Origin of the sequence: Pseudomonas sp. REP124 (assembly GCF_020164475.1) — a bacterium.
GTDB lineage: Bacteria > Pseudomonadota > Gammaproteobacteria > Pseudomonadales > Pseudomonadaceae > Aquipseudomonas.
The window spans coordinates 14,145-28,506 of the sequence record NZ_JAIQWX010000079.1 but is presented as its reverse complement, the minus strand read 5'-3'; the positions used below and the strand labels follow the sequence as shown (position 1 = coordinate 28,506).

The window sequence follows — 14,362 nt, the reverse complement described above, 5'->3', positions numbered from 1 at the left end:
GGCTTGCCCGCGAAGAAGCCGACACAATCACCAATTATCTGACGGTACCGCGCAACTCCCCCACCAACACCTGCAACCTGGCAGGCTGCGCCGCTTCCACAGCCACCGCCTCCCCCGCCACCACCGTCACCCGCGACCACAACCGGCGAAACAGCCCCTTGGCCGGATCGCGGCTGAAGAAACTCCCCCACAATCCCTGCAGCGCCAAGGGAATCACCGGCACCGGCGTTTCCTCGAGAATCCGCGTCAGCCCACCCCTGAATTCATTGATCTCACCATCGGCAGTCAATTTCCCTTCCGGGAAAATGCACACCAGCTCGCCTTCCTTCAGATATCGGGCAATGCGGGTGAAGGCCTGTTCGTAGATCTGGATATCTTCCTGGCGCCCGGCAATCGGAATCGCCCCCGCCGTACGGAAAACGAAGTTCAGCACCGGCAGGTTGTAGATCTTGTAGTACATGACAAAGCGAATCGGCCTGCGCACCGCGCCGCTGATCAGCAGAGCATCGACGAATGACACGTGGTTGCACACCAGCAATGCCGCGCCGTCATCCGGGATCAGCTGCAGGTTGCGATGCTCCACGCGGTACATGGAATGGCTGAGCAGCCAGATCATGAAACGCATGGTGAACTCGGGGACGATCTTGAAGATGTAGGCGTTGACGCCGATGTTCAGCAACGACACCACCAGGAACAGTTGGGGAATCGACAGCTTGGCCATGCTCAACAGGATGATCGAGACAATCGCCGAGACCACCATGAACAGCGCGTTGAGAATGTTGTTGGCGGCAATCACCCGCGCCCGCTCGTTTTCGGCGGTGCGCGACTGAATCAGCGCGTACAGCGGCACGATGTAGAAACCGCCGAACACGCCCAGGCCGAGGATGTCGATCAGCACCAGCCAGGTGTGGCCGAAGCCGAGAATCTCGATCCAGCCATGCCCCGCCGCACTCACTGGGATTCCGCCGGAATGCCACCACAACAGCAGGCCGAACACCGTCAGGCCAAACGAACCGAACGGCACCAGGCCGATTTCGACTTTGCGCCCGGACAGCCTTTCGCAGAGCATCGAACCGACGGCGATGCCCACCGAGAACACGGTGAGAATAAGGGTCACCACGGTTTCGTCGCCGTGCATCCACTCCTTGGCGTAGGCCGGGATCTGCGTCAGGTAAATCGCCCCGACAAACCAGAACCAGGAGTTGCCGACGATCGAACGCGACACCGCCGGCGTCTGCCCGAGGCCCAGCTTCAGCGTCGCCCAGGACTCGCTGAAAATGTTCCAGTTCAGGCGCAGTTGCGGTGTCGCGGCCGCCGCCCGTGGAATGCCGCGGCTGGCCAGGTAGCCGAGAACGGCGATGCCGATGATCGCAGTGGAAACCACCGGCGCGTAATGCGCGGAGGACATCATGATCCCGGCGCCGATGGTCCCCGCGAGGATGGCCAGGAAGGTGCCCATTTCCACCAGGCCGTTGCCGCCGACCAACTCGTCTTCATGCAGGGCCTGGGGCAGGATCGAATATTTCACCGGGCCGAACAGCGCCGAGTGGGTGCCCATGGCAAACAGCGCCAGCAGCATCAGCGACAGGTGATCGAACATGAAACCCACAGCACCGACCGCCATGATGGCGATTTCGCCGAGCTTGATCAGACGGATCAGCGCGTCCTTGGCGAACTTTTCCCCGAACTGCCCGGCCAACGCCGAAAACAGAAAGAACGGCAGGATGAACAGCAGCGCGCACAGGTTGACCCAGATCGAGCGGTCACCCTCGATCGCAAGCTTGTAGAGAATGGCGAGGATCAACGACTGCTTGAAAACGTTGTCGTTGAAGGCACCCAGTGACTGGGTCACGAAGAACGGCAGAAAGCGCCGTGTGCGCAGCAGGTTGAATTGCGAGGGGTGACTCATCGTCCATGTGTCCCTGATTGAGGTAGCAGGTGGCGAAGTATAGAGAGCGGCGTGGATACATTAATTGGAACGCTCCACGCCGATCCAGGGCCACACATTACCCAATCTTCGACGATTTTATTTCTTCAATCCTGCAATGCACGGCGAAACGAACAGCTCGCCGCGCCATGCGCCTTGCAACGTGCGCTTGCCGACGATCAGCCACATCACCGCCAGCAGCGCCACTAGCACAAATCCGAAGACATTAAAGAACGTCAGGTGCAGGGTGCTGGCCAGTTTCAGCGTGGTCAGAGAATAGACGCCCAAGGGGAAGGTGAAACCCCACCAGCCGAGGTTGAACGGGATGCCGCCGCGCAGATACTTCAGCGTGATCAGCACGGCCATCAGCATCCACCACAGACCGAAGCCCCACAGCGTGATGCCGGCGACCAGACCCGTTCCGGCGGCGATTTCACCAACGCCCGGCAAGCCATTGGCGGCAAAGATCGCCGGCGCATCGGCGCCCAGCAGCAACATGCCCAGTGCACCGGTGCCGATCGGCCCCAGCGCCAGCCAGCTCGAAGCGGCCATGTTTTCGTGAGGCAGTTTATGCAACGCCATGCGCAGCAGCAGAATCGTCAGGATGCTGAACGCCACCGGCAGAGAGAATGCCCAGAGCACGTAGCTGGTCACCAGCATCACCAGTTGCCCGTGGGCATCGACCAGGTGCGGCGCCAGCAGGCCACCGCTGGCAGCCGCCACTTCCGCGGCCACCACCGGCAGCAACCACACGGCGGTCATCTGATCGATGCTGTGTTCCTGACGGGTGAACATCATGTAGGGAATCAGCACGCCGCAGGCCAGGGACAACGCCACGTCCAGCCACCACAAGGCTTCGGCCAGGGGAATCACGCCCTCGCCCCAGCGCGGCAGGCCGAACACCAGAAAGCCGTTGATGATGGTCGCCAGGCCCATGGGAATGGTGCCGAAGAACATCGAAACCGTGGAATGCCCGAAAATCCGCCGCGCTTCATCGAAAAACATCACCCAGCGCGCCGTGTACAGCGCGGTGAACAACAGGAACAGGCCGATGTTGAACTGCCAGAGGCCTTCGGCAATGGCGTGTAGAACCGGATTGGCCACCGGCAATTGGGCCAGTGCCAGGGCCAGCACCCCGGTGCCCATGGTGGCGGCGAACCAGTTGGGCGTGAACTGGCGAATCACTTCCCTCGGGTGTTGCAGGTGGCGCAGAGGCTTGATGCCGGATTTAGCGGTGTTGGTGCATGTCATGGTGGGCTCCTGTCCTCTGGTGAGGTGGAGCCCATCATAGATCCGAATCGAATATCGATATAACGTGTAATATCTCTATAAGTTATCGGTTTTACAGATAAACGATCAACCTTGGTTCTGCGCGCTTATCGGGTCAACCCGCGCTACTGCAAACCTTCGCGGTACGTTGACGCATCATCGCCAGCAATGCCCCCAGGGAAAGCACGATCAACACCCCGGCATACCCGTCGGTGGTCGCCACCAGGCCCAAGGTGCGCGCCAAGTTGCCGGCCAGCAACGAAGGCAGGCAGAACGCCAGATAGCTGAGGACGTAATAGGCCGACATTAATCCCGCCCGTTCATGGGGCAGCGCCAGCGGAACCAGCGTGCGCACCGTGCCGAGGAAACCGGCGCCGAAGCCGCAGCCAGCGATGAGGGTGCCGATGAAAAACAGTGCAAGGCTGGCGCTGTGGACGCCAATCAGGATCAGGGAGATACCCACCGGCAACGAACTCGCGCCTATGCGCAGCCCAAGGCTGGCTGGGCGATTGCGCAGAGCGAAGATCATCAGAGCGCCTGTCATGGTCAAGGTCGCCACGGTCGCGCCGCCGATCAGGTTCGACGTCGATCCGGTGGCCGCGCGCACCAGCGATGGTGCCAGGGAAGCGAAGAAGCCGCCCAGCGCCCAGGTCGCGGTATTGAGCGCGAGCAAGCGCCACAAGGTGGCTCGCGCCTGCACCGGCACATGCAGGGTCGGCCGAAGCGACGCCCACGCCCCGGGCTGTGGCGAGACGCTTTCCGGCAGGCGCCAGACGTAAACCGCCTGCAGCCCGAAGAGCGCCAGCAGCAGCCAATAGGTCAAATGCAAGGGCGCCGGTGCGAATTCGGCCAGCAATCCGCAACCCAAGCCGCCGATAGCCATGCCCATCAAAGGCGCCACGCTATTGATCAGCGGCCCCTGCTGGCGATCGGTATCGAGCAGCGTCGCACTCAATACCGCGGTGGCCATGCCGGTAGCGAAACCCTGCAGCACCCGGGCGCTGATCAGCCAGGCGACGCTATCGGCATAGATGAACAGCAGCATGGCGACGATGTTGAGCAGCACCGCGGTGAAGATCACCGGCTTGCGTCCCAGGTGATCGGACAGCGAACCGACCGTCAGCAGCGCCACCAACAGGCTGATGGCGTAGACACCGAAGATCAGCGTCAGGATGGCCGCCGAGAATTGCAGCTGCTCCTGATACAGGTGATACAAGGGCGTCGGCGCCGTGGAGGCCGCCAGAAAACTGAGTAGTGTGATTGCCAGAAACCACAGGCTGGCACGATTTGAAGGGGTACTGGACATGGCACACTCCGCAAAAGCTAAATTTTTGCTTTTGCGGAGTGTGCTACCGATTTGCGCTTAAAGCAAATTCTTTGTGTTAAGGTCCGATCCATGGCTTTTCAGGACCGCAGTCGTCTGCGGCGCCACACAGGAAACATGCAATGACCGCTCCCACATTACGCCCCGGCGGGCGCAGCGCCCGGGTACAGGAATCAATTCATACCGCCGTGCGCGAACTCCTCGAAGAGCAGGATCGCGCCAGCGTGACCGTGCCGCAAATCGCCGCGCGCGCGGGGGTCACGCCTTCGACCATCTACCGGCGCTGGGGCGATCTGGCGGCGCTGCTGGCGGACGTCGCCATGGCGCGCCTGCAACCGGAAACCGAATCGACCAACACCGGCAGCCTGCCAGGCGACCTGCGGGCCTGGGCCGAACAGTACCTGGACGAGATGAACTCCGAACCCGGTCGCGGCATGCTGCGCGACGTGCAGGCGAGCCTCAAGCCGGCCTATTGCGCGACGATCATCGGCGGGCAATTGCAGGCCATCCTCAATCGCTATCCGGATCAACCGAACCCGGGAGTGGACCGACTGATCAACCTGATCGCCGCACCGATCGTGTTTCGCATTCTGTTTGCCGAGGCGCCGCTGGAGGTGGAAGAACTGCATCGGTTGATCGACATTGCGTTGAATCAGTGAGGCCGCCATTCGCGAGCAAGCCTGCTCCCACATTGGACCGGTTTTTTCTGACACAACTCGGTCAACTGTGGGAGCGGGCTTGCTCGCGAAGAGGCCGGCCCAGCCACCACAAATCCCCCTGACCTCCCCCTGACTTCCCCTGCGACACCCCACCACGCCACGACCATGGTCGACACTGACTAACCCCAGCCATCGTGCGAGACTGTGCTTGTCCGGGCGGGAGGCCCGGGTGCCTATGGTTATCCGGAGTTCCCATGTCGCTGTCCAGCGGGTTGATTGCCGCCGTCGCCCTGGCCTATATGGCCATCATGTTCGCCATCGCCTTTTACGGTGATCGTCGCAGCGCGCCGTTGCCACCACGGGTGCGCGCCTGGGTGTACAGCCTGTCGCTGGCGGTGTACTGCACCAGCTGGACCTTCTTCGGCGCGGTGGGCCAGGCGGCCGAACAGCTGTGGTCATTCCTGCCGATCTACCTGGGGCCGATCCTGCTGCTCATCGGCGCGCCCTGGGTCCTGCAAAAAATGGTGATGATCAGCAAGCAGGAGAACATTACCTCCATCGCCGACTTCATCGCCGCGCGCTACGGCAAATCCCAGTCGCTGGCGGTAGTGGTAGCGCTGATCTGCCTGGTGGGCGTGCTGCCCTACATCGCCTTGCAGCTCAAAGGCATTGTGCTGGGGGTGAACCTGCTGATCGGTGCCGGCGCCGACGCCATGGGGGTTCGCGCCCAGGACACCGCCCTGATCGTGTCACTTGTGCTCGCTCTTTTCACCATCGTCTTCGGTACCCGCAACCTCGACGCCACCGAACACCACCGCGGCATGGTGCTGGCGATTGCCTTCGAATCCCTGGTGAAGCTGTTCGCATTCCTGGCCGTCGGCGCCTACGTGACCTACGGCCTGTATGACGGTTTCGACGACCTGTTCGACCAGGCCATGCTCGCCCCGCGCCTGGAGGAATACTGGAAGGAAACCATCAATTGGCCGTCCATGGTGGTGCAGACCGGGGTCGCGATGATGGCGATCATCTGCCTGCCGCGACAGTTCCACGTAACGGTGGTGGAAAACATCGAGCCGCAGGATCTGCGCCTGGCCAAATGGGTGTTCCCGGCCTATCTCGCCCTCGCCGCCCTGTTCGTCGTACCGATTGCTTTAGCCGGGCAGATGCTGCTGCCCAGTTCGGTGTTGCCGGACTCTTTCGTGATCAGTCTGCCACTGGCTCAGGCCCACCCGGCCTTGGCGTTGCTGGCCTTTATCGGTGGTGCGTCGGCCGCCACCGGTATGGTGATCGTGGCCAGCGTCGCGCTGTCGACCATGGTCTCCAACGACATGTTGTTGCCGTGGCTTTTGCGCCGCAACAACGCCGAGCGTCCGTTCGAAGTGTTCCGCCAGTGGATGCTGTCGGTGCGCCGCGTGACCATCGTGGTGATTCTGCTGCTGGCCTACGTCAGCTACCGCCTGCTGGGCTCGACCGCGAGCCTGGCGACCATCGGCCAGATCGCCTTCGCCGCCGTGACCCAACTGGCACCGGCCATGCTCGGCGCGTTGTACTGGAAACAGGCCAACCGTCGCGGTGTGTTCGCCGGTCTCGCCGCCGGGACCTTCCTCTGGTTCTACACGCTGATCCTGCCGATTGCCGCCCACAGCCTCGGTTTGCCCCTGAGCAACTTCCCGGGCCTGGCCTGGTTGCACAGCAACCCGTTGAACCTGCCGATCACCCCGCTTACCCAGGGCGTAGTTCTATCCCTGGCCGGCAACTTCACGCTGTTCGCCTGGGTCTCGGTGCTGTCGCGGACAAGGGTTTCGGAACACTGGCAGGCCGGGCGTTTCATCGGTCAGGAAATCAGCGCTCGGCCCAGCGCCCGCTCGATGCTGGCGGTGCAGATCGATGACTTGCTGCAACTGGCGGCCCGCTTCGTGGGTGAAGAACGTGCGCGTCAAAGCTTCATCCGCTTTGCCTATCGTCAGGGCAAAGGCTTCAACCCGAACCAGAATGCCGACAGCGAATGGATTGCCCATACCGAGCGTTTGCTGGCCGGTGTGCTTGGTGCCTCGTCGACCCGCGCGGTGGTAAAAGCCGCCATCGAAGGCCGGGAGATGCAGCTGGAGGACGTTGTACGCATCGCCGACGAAGCCTCGGAAGTCCTGCAATTCAACCGAGCGCTGCTGCAAGGGGCGATCGAGAACATCAGCCAGGGCATCAGCGTGGTCGACCAGTCGCTGAAACTGGTGGCCTGGAACCGCCGATATCTTGAGCTGTTCAACTACCCGGACGGCTTGATCAGCGTCGGCCGGCCGATCGCCGACATCATCCGCCACAACGCCGAGCGCGGCTTGTGCGGTCCCGGCGAAGCGGAAGTCCACGTCGCCCGCCGCCTGCACTGGATGCGTCAGGGTCGCGCGCATACTTCCGAGCGCCTGTTCCCCAATGGCCGGGTGATCGAGCTGATCGGCAATCCGATGCCCGGCGGCGGTTTCGTCATGAGCTTCACCGACATCACCCCGTACCGCGAAGCCGAGCAGGCGCTGACCGAGGCCAATGAAAGCCTCGAGCAGCGTGTAGCCGAACGAACCCGTGAACTGTCGCAGCTCAACGTTGCGCTGACCGAAGCCAAGGGCACCGCCGAGGCGGCCAACCAGTCGAAAACCCGCTTCCTGGCGGCGGTCAGCCACGACCTGATGCAGCCGTTGAACGCCGCGCGGCTGTTCTCGGCAGCGCTCAATCATCAGGACGACGGCCTGTCCGGCGAGGCGCAAAAACTGGTGCAGCACCTGGACAGTTCGCTGCGCTCGGCCGAAGACCTGATCAGCGACCTGCTGGATATTTCCCGCCTGGAAAACGGCAAGATCAATCCCGACATCAAGCCCTTCGCGCTCAATGAGCTGTTCGACACCCTCGGTGCCGAGTTCAAGGCGCTGGCGGCGGATCAGGGCCTGGAATTCCGCGTCCGGGGCAGTGCGCTGCGCATCGAAAGCGATATCAAACTGTTGCGGCGGATCCTGCAGAACTTCCTGACCAACGCTTTTCGCTACGCCAAAGGTCCGGTGTTGCTGGGCGTTCGCCGCCATCAGGGCGAGCTTTCACTGGAAGTTTGGGACCGTGGGCCGGGGATTCCGGAAGACAAGCAACAGGTGATTTTCGAAGAGTTCAAACGCCTGGACAGCCATCAGACCCGCGCCGAAAAAGGCCTGGGTCTGGGTCTGGCGATTGCCGACGGCCTGTGCCGCGTATTGGGACATACCTTGCGTGTGCGTTCGTGGCCGGGGCGTGGCAGCGTGTTCAGCATTCGTGTGCCGCTGGCCAAGGTGGCCGCGGCGTCGCCGGTCAAGGCGGCCGAACTGAACGGCAAATTGCTCGGCGGCGCGCAGGTGCTGTGCATCGATAACGAAGACAGCATTCTGATCGGGATGAACAGCTTGCTGACGCGCTGGGGCTGTCAGGTCTGGACCGCGCGCAACCGCGAGGAGTGCGCAGCGCTGCTGGGCGATGGGCTGCGGCCGCAATTGGCGCTGGTGGACTACCACCTGGACGATGGCGAGACGGGTACGGATTTGATGGCGTGGTTACGTACCCGATTGGGCGAGCCGGTGCCGGGGGTGGTGATCAGCGCCGACGGCAGGCCGGAGACGATGGCTCAGGTGCACGCGGCGGGACTGGATTATCTGGCCAAGCCGGTGCGGCCGGCGGCGTTGCGGGCCCTTTTGAGTAGACATCTACCCCTGTAACCGACGCCCCACCTCCCTGTAGGAGCGAGCACGCTCGCGATGGAGGCACAGGCACCGTGGGGCGCCAGGCAGCCAACGTTATCGTTGACCACCATCGCGAGCATGCTCGCTCCTACAGGTACGGGGGTTATTCGGGTAACTCGACCAACCCGTCGACATCGGTCATCGCCCGCTCCAGCAAATCCGCCGGCAAACTCTTGCTCGCTCGCGCCCCCAGCAACTTGAGCTGCTCGCTGCGACTGACCAGATTGCCCCGCCCTTCTGTCAGCTTGTTGCGCGCCGCACTGTAGGCTTTATCCAGCTGCTGCAGGCGATTGCCGACTTCGTCCAGATCCTGAATGAACAACACGAACTTGTCGTACAGCCACCCGGCGCGCTCGGCGATTTCACGGGCGTTCTGACTTTGCCGTTCCTGCTTCCACAGGCTGTCGATCACCCGCAGGGTCGCCAGCAAGGTGGTCGGGCTGACGATCACGATATTGCGGTCAAACGCCTCCTGGAACAGCGTCGGCTCGGCCTGCAGCGCCGCAGAAAATGCCGCCTCGATCGGTACGAACAACAGGACGAAATCCAGGCTGTGCAGGCCATCGAGCCGTTTGTAATCCTTGCCGGCCAAGCCTTTGACGTGGCTGCGTAGCGACAGCACGTGCTGCTTGATTGCGATCTGGCGGATGCCTTCGTCGTCGGCCGCCACGTACTGCTGATAGGCCGTGAGACTGACCTTGGAGTCGACCACCACCTGCTTGTCGCCGGGCAGGTAAATGATCACGTCCGGCTGGAAGCGCTCGCCGTCCGGCCCCTTGAGGTTGACCTGGGTCTGATACTCGCGGCCCTTTTCCAGGCCGGCATGCTCGAGCACCCGCTCCAGAATCAGTTCGCCCCAGTTGCCCTGGGTCTTCTGGCCCTTGAGGGCACGGGTCAGGTTGGTGGCTTCGTCACTCAGGCGCAGGTTGAGCTGCTGCAGGCGCTCCAGCTCCTTGGCCAGCGAGAAACGCTCCCGGGCTTCGGCCTGATAGCTTTCCTCCACGCGTTTTTCGAATGACTGGATGCGTTCCTTCAGCGGATCGAGCAACTGCCCCAGGCGCTGCTGGCTGGTTTCGGCAAAACGCTGCTCGCGCTCGTCGAAGATTTTCCCCGCAAGCTCGGCGAACTGCGCACGCAACTCGTCACGTGAGCCCTGCAAGTCGTTGAGGCGTTGCTGATGGCTTTCCTGCTGCTCACGCAACTCCGCCTGGAGCGAGGCGGCCTGGGCGTCAAGACGACGCAATTCGGAGTCTTTGCCAGCCCGTTCGATGTTCCAGGCGTGGGAGGCGTCGCGAGCGTCGTCGCGCTCGATCTGCAGCAACTCGACTTCACGGCGCATGGCGGCAAGATCGGCCTGCTTGGCGGCGTTGGCCTGGCCAAGATCGGCGATTTCATCGCGGCCGGCTTCGAGCTGTGCGTTCAGGCCATCCTGCGCCATTTGCGCCATGGCCAGCCGCTCTTCCAGCAACGCCACCTCGGCCTGCGCCGTACTGGTCTTGCGCTGAAGTTGCCAGGCCAGCATCAGTAACGGCAGCGCCGCGCCTGCCAGACCGAGCAATGCGCTGGTCAAGTCCATAGCCATAGCCATTCCTGCAATTGAAATAAAGCCTGAAGGTTAACCAAGGCGCTGGTGCTTTGACAGCTCAGTCTTCGATCCGGCCCAGTTCCTGTTGTGCGCGCTGATCCCCTGCCCGCGCGGCCTGGCGCAGCAGGTCCTGGCCGATTCGGCGGTCCCGGGCGTTGCCGCACTCGCGGCACATCAACTGGCCGAGGCGGCTTTGTGCCGCCACCACGCCCTCACGGGCCGGTTGCTTGAGCAATCGACCGGCGATGTGTTTGACACTGGTGTTTTCGCCCAGTCGTGGGCTGTCCAACAGCCACTCCGCGACGCGCATCGAAAAGCGTTTGGTGGGAGCGCCAGGGGAACTTTTTGCGGGGGAAGAAGTGGAAGGTGTACGAAACTTCATAAAGCACTGTGGGCAGATCGCAGGGCGCGCCACTCTACTCTTTTTTTCTTACAGGTAAAGGTGAAAAATTCCCGGCACGCCCGTGCTAGAGCAAGCGCTCGGGACAATCCACAGAAGCTGTGGATAACTCAGTGGACAACCGCCCCTGAAGCCCCGCAAAGCCCTGTGGAATGGGGCCTGCGCTCAAACTGACGATTTTTTCACCAGTTAAAAAAAGCACTATTTTTCATTGACTTAAATTTTGGTTACAGGCACCCACCGTGCTTGAAGGCTGGATGACAGTGGTGTGACAGACCTCGCAAATAATGTGCACAAGTACCTTCGTGGCGGTTATATCGCCGCACTTTTTTGACGCATTTTTGGATTTTTCCTGGGGATAAGCCCGGGCGAACCCTCCATCCAGGCCACTCCTCGTGCTTGATTCAGCCATACCGCCGGTCGGATAGTGAGCCAATTGAGGGCGTGCAGGCTGTGTCCCTCGCGTTTGGTTCACGGTGCAAAACAAAATTGAAGGTGAGCTTTTTTGCTAGCACACTTCCCTTCCGCAATACAAACCGGTACTATGCGCGCCGTTAGTACCAAGCTGAAAATCAATTCCAGTCGAAAAAAATCCCCCCGTTGAGACTTCCTACACGAAGCCTTGCATCGAAAAAGCGGGATCGACCACCTCGATGGTTTCCAGGTAAATCCTCGCAAGCACTGCCTTTGAATCGAATGCAAAGGGTGTTGCCAGGGCCGCTTACTCTGACCGAACCAACCTGCAAATTGATCAGGATCTTCACCCCGGGCCCAGAACCTTTGCCCTCGATGTGTTGCCTGCCCTCCTAAGTACCTACCTGCCAGCCCAAGCGCGCCAATTTAAAGCGCTTCAAACTGGCTGCTTTGTTCCAGTCGGGTTCTTCGTTCGACCAATGGTGGTCGACGTTACTGGAACGTTTTTATTTTGCACGGCTCTTATCCGTGTCGCTTGTAGGAACACCATGACTATGTCTACTCAAATCCATGCACAGGATGCAATCCGCACCCTCACCAACGCTTTTGCACCAATGAACTGCCTGATCATGGCCGCTCGCAAAGGCTGTTTCAGCTTCACGCTGGTCAACGAACACGGCATCGCCCGTCACAGCGAACGCCTGTACCCCGATCAATACTCCAGCGCCGAACCGCTGCAGGCCGTGATCGAGCGTACCCGTCAGGCCCTGGTCGCCTGATTCGCCAGCAAGGCTGAAACATCAAGGCCCCGCCCTCAAAAGCGGGGCTTTTTGTTGCCTGAGATTTCCCATTTCGCCGTCCAGGGTTAAGCACCAAGGGATATAAGGGTTATAACTGGAAGCTGGAAATATTTTAAAAACAGGCCTTTACGCACTGAATATGACACTACACTTCAACTCAAGCGGCCTGAGCCGCTTGCGGCGAGCCTGAGTCGATCCACTGCTGCCAAGCTCCCCCGTTCAGGCCTCGCCGACCAATTCCTGATTCGAGGGTTTTATGGGTATCGCTGCCAGCGAACTGTGCCGCTATGTGATCCGTCCGACCTTGATCTACCTCGGACGTCATAGCGCAACCGCCGAATCCCTGCTGCTGGGGATCGCCGCCAGCCAGTCGGCCCTGGGTTCAGCGCTGCATGACCGCCGTGGACACGGCCTGTACCGCATCGCCGAACTGCGCCATCAAGCACTCTGGGACCATTACCTGGCGCTCGATCCCGAGCGCGCCAGCCTCGTCCGTGGTCTGGCCAGCCAACACGCCTTCCTCAGTGGCCCGCACCTGGAATTGACCGTCAACCTGCGTTACGCCACAGCCATCGCCTGGCTGCTGGTCGAAGAACAGAAAACTCCTCTCCCCGAAGCCGGTGATCTGTTGGGAATGGCTCGCATCTGGCGCCAGACCTTCCAGCCCCAAGGACGCCTCAAGGACTTTACCGACGCATGGCAGGCCTGTGTTTCACCGCTGAATCAGGTAGCCTGCTGATCGGATCTGGATCCAAAGTTCGCATATCGGGCGTCGAATCTGGTCGGATTGTCCTACAAAACCGCTCTAAATCAAGCGATTCGGCCTATAGCGCCGGGACGAAAATGTTGGTAATTTTCGCCCCGGTGATCACCAGGAGTTCTAATAATGAAAAAAGTAATGCTCAAAACTACCATTAGCCTGGCTGTCGCCATGGCCTCTGCTCAGATTTTCGCAAGCGGCTTCGCCCTCAACGAACAAAGCATCAGCGGTATGGGGACCGGCTTTGCGGGGCGCTCCTCTTCGGCCGACGATGCATCCACCGTATTTGGCAACCCTGCCGGCATGGCTCGCCTGAAACGCGAACAAGTGACTGGCGGTGCTGCATTCATCGACGCACACACTGACATCAGCGATGTCAGCTCCAGCCCGAACGGCGGCACCAACAAGGGTGACATGGTTCCGTTCATGGGCGTGCCGATGGGCTACTACGTCAAGCCAATCGATGACCAGTGGGCATTCGGTTTCGGTGTGTACGCACCGTTCGGCCTGGTAACCGACTACGAGAACGGCTTTGCCGGCCGTTACTTCGGCAGCAAGAGCGAAGTTCAGGTCGTAACCCTGCAGCCTACCGTCAGCTACGCGTTCAACGACAAGGTGTCGATCGGCTTCGGTCCGACCATCAACCGTATCGACGGTAAACTGGAATCGAGCCTGTCGCTGAACCCAGCTGCGCCGGACGGCAACGTCAAGATCAAGGGTGACGACACCGCTCTGGGTTACAACATCGGCATCATGATTCAGGCTCTGGACAGCACTCGCGTCGGCCTGACCTATCACTCGAAAGTGAAGTACAAGCTCGATGGCGACACCAAGGTCAACTACGGCCTGCTCGCTGCACTGGGTCAGAACCCGAACCAGAAGTTCGACGCTTCCCTGGACATCACCACGCCTGAGTCGGTCGACTTCTCCGTGACTCACCAGCTGAACGACCAGTGGACCCTGTACGCAGGCAGCACCTGGACTCGCTGGAGCCGCCTGAAAGAGATTTCCGTCGAGAACGAAGGTGTACCGGCAGCCCTGGCCGCCCGCGGCTTCGGCACCATCACCGAAGAGCAGAACTGGCACGACACCTGGGCGCACGCCATCGGTGCTTCCTACCAGCTGAACAAGCAGTGGGTACTGCGAACCGGTCTGTCCGTCGACCAGTCGCCGACCAACAACGAAAACCGCTCCCCACGCATCCCGACTGGCGACCGTACCGTGTTCAGCCTGGGTGCCGGCTGGAGCCCGACCGACGACCTGACCATCGACGTGGCGTACTCCTACCTGAAGGAAGAGGACGTACGCGTGAACAACAACAATGGCCGCCAGGCCTACAGCGCCAAGTATGAAAACTGGGCGAACGGTTTCGGTGTCGGTGCTACTTACCGCTTCTGATGAAACCGGGCGAGCGTGAAGCGCTCGCCAGCTGAATCAAAAAAGCCCCGGCTCTGCCTCAGAGCCGGGGCTTTTTG

10 protein-coding genes are annotated in these 14,362 nt (G+C 61.0%); 5 read left to right on the top strand and 5 right to left on the bottom strand.

The window, feature by feature from the left end; translation table 11 throughout:
• Positions 1–34: 34 nt before the first annotated feature.
• The 3 genes from K9857_RS18940 to K9857_RS18930 all read right to left on the bottom strand — a co-directional run bounded on the left by K9857_RS18940 (position 35) and on the right by K9857_RS18930 (position 4,502).
• Positions 35–1,909, bottom strand: a complete 1,875-nt coding sequence (locus tag K9857_RS18940; RefSeq protein WP_224538217.1) for an MFS transporter — start codon at positions 1,907–1,909, stop codon at positions 35–37.
• A gap of 117 nt (positions 1,910–2,026) precedes the next feature.
• Positions 2,027–3,178: a TDT family transporter gene (locus tag K9857_RS18935; protein ID WP_224538216.1), complete on the bottom strand. Its 1,152-nt coding sequence runs from the start codon at positions 3,176–3,178 to the stop codon at positions 2,027–2,029.
• Positions 3,179–3,311: 133 nt separating this feature from the next.
• Positions 3,312–4,502, bottom strand: a complete 1,191-nt coding sequence (locus tag K9857_RS18930; protein ID WP_224538215.1) for an MFS transporter — start codon at positions 4,500–4,502, stop codon at positions 3,312–3,314.
• Positions 4,503–4,642: 140 nt separating this feature from the next.
• On the opposite strand from K9857_RS18930, the gene K9857_RS18925 reads away from it, so the two are divergent.
• Both K9857_RS18925 and K9857_RS18920 read left to right on the top strand, forming a co-directional pair.
• Entirely contained in the window at positions 4,643–5,179 is a 537-nt protein-coding gene (locus tag K9857_RS18925; RefSeq protein ID WP_224538214.1) for a TetR/AcrR family transcriptional regulator, read from the top strand.
• A 254-nt stretch (positions 5,180–5,433) separates the two neighbouring features.
• Complete coding sequence (locus K9857_RS18920; protein WP_224538213.1) at positions 5,434–8,904, top strand: hybrid sensor histidine kinase/response regulator; 3,471 nt, start codon at positions 5,434–5,436, stop codon at positions 8,902–8,904.
• A gap of 127 nt (positions 8,905–9,031) precedes the next feature.
• Here the strand turns inward: K9857_RS18920 and rmuC are convergent, their stop codons facing one another.
• Positions 9,032–10,396 (bottom strand): DNA recombination protein RmuC, encoded by a 1,365-nt coding sequence (gene rmuC, locus K9857_RS18915; RefSeq protein WP_224538218.1) that lies wholly within the window; start codon positions 10,394–10,396, stop codon positions 9,032–9,034.
• A 175-nt stretch (positions 10,397–10,571) separates the two neighbouring features.
• Positions 10,572–10,895 (bottom strand): sel1 repeat family protein, encoded by a 324-nt coding sequence (locus tag K9857_RS18910; protein WP_224538212.1) that lies wholly within the window; start codon positions 10,893–10,895, stop codon positions 10,572–10,574.
• Between the two features lie 986 nt (positions 10,896–11,881).
• Here K9857_RS18910 and K9857_RS18905 point away from each other — a divergent pair.
• The 3 genes from K9857_RS18905 (at position 11,882) to K9857_RS18895 (ending at position 14,285) form a co-directional block, all read left to right on the top strand.
• Positions 11,882–12,106 carry a hypothetical protein gene (locus K9857_RS18905; RefSeq protein ID WP_003204606.1) on the top strand — a complete coding sequence of 75 codons (225 nt, stop codon included), beginning with the start codon at positions 11,882–11,884 and terminating at the stop codon, positions 12,104–12,106.
• Between the two features lie 277 nt (positions 12,107–12,383).
• Positions 12,384–12,866, top strand: coding sequence for a hypothetical protein (locus tag K9857_RS18900; RefSeq protein ID WP_224538211.1), 483 nt, complete (start codon positions 12,384–12,386; stop codon positions 12,864–12,866).
• 147 nt (positions 12,867–13,013) lie between these two features.
• The gene (locus K9857_RS18895; protein WP_224538210.1) at positions 13,014–14,285 is read left to right on the top strand and encodes an OmpP1/FadL family transporter; all 1,272 of its coding nucleotides are present in this window, start codon (positions 13,014–13,016) and stop codon (positions 14,283–14,285) included.
• The last annotated feature ends 77 nt before the right edge of the window (positions 14,286–14,362 follow it).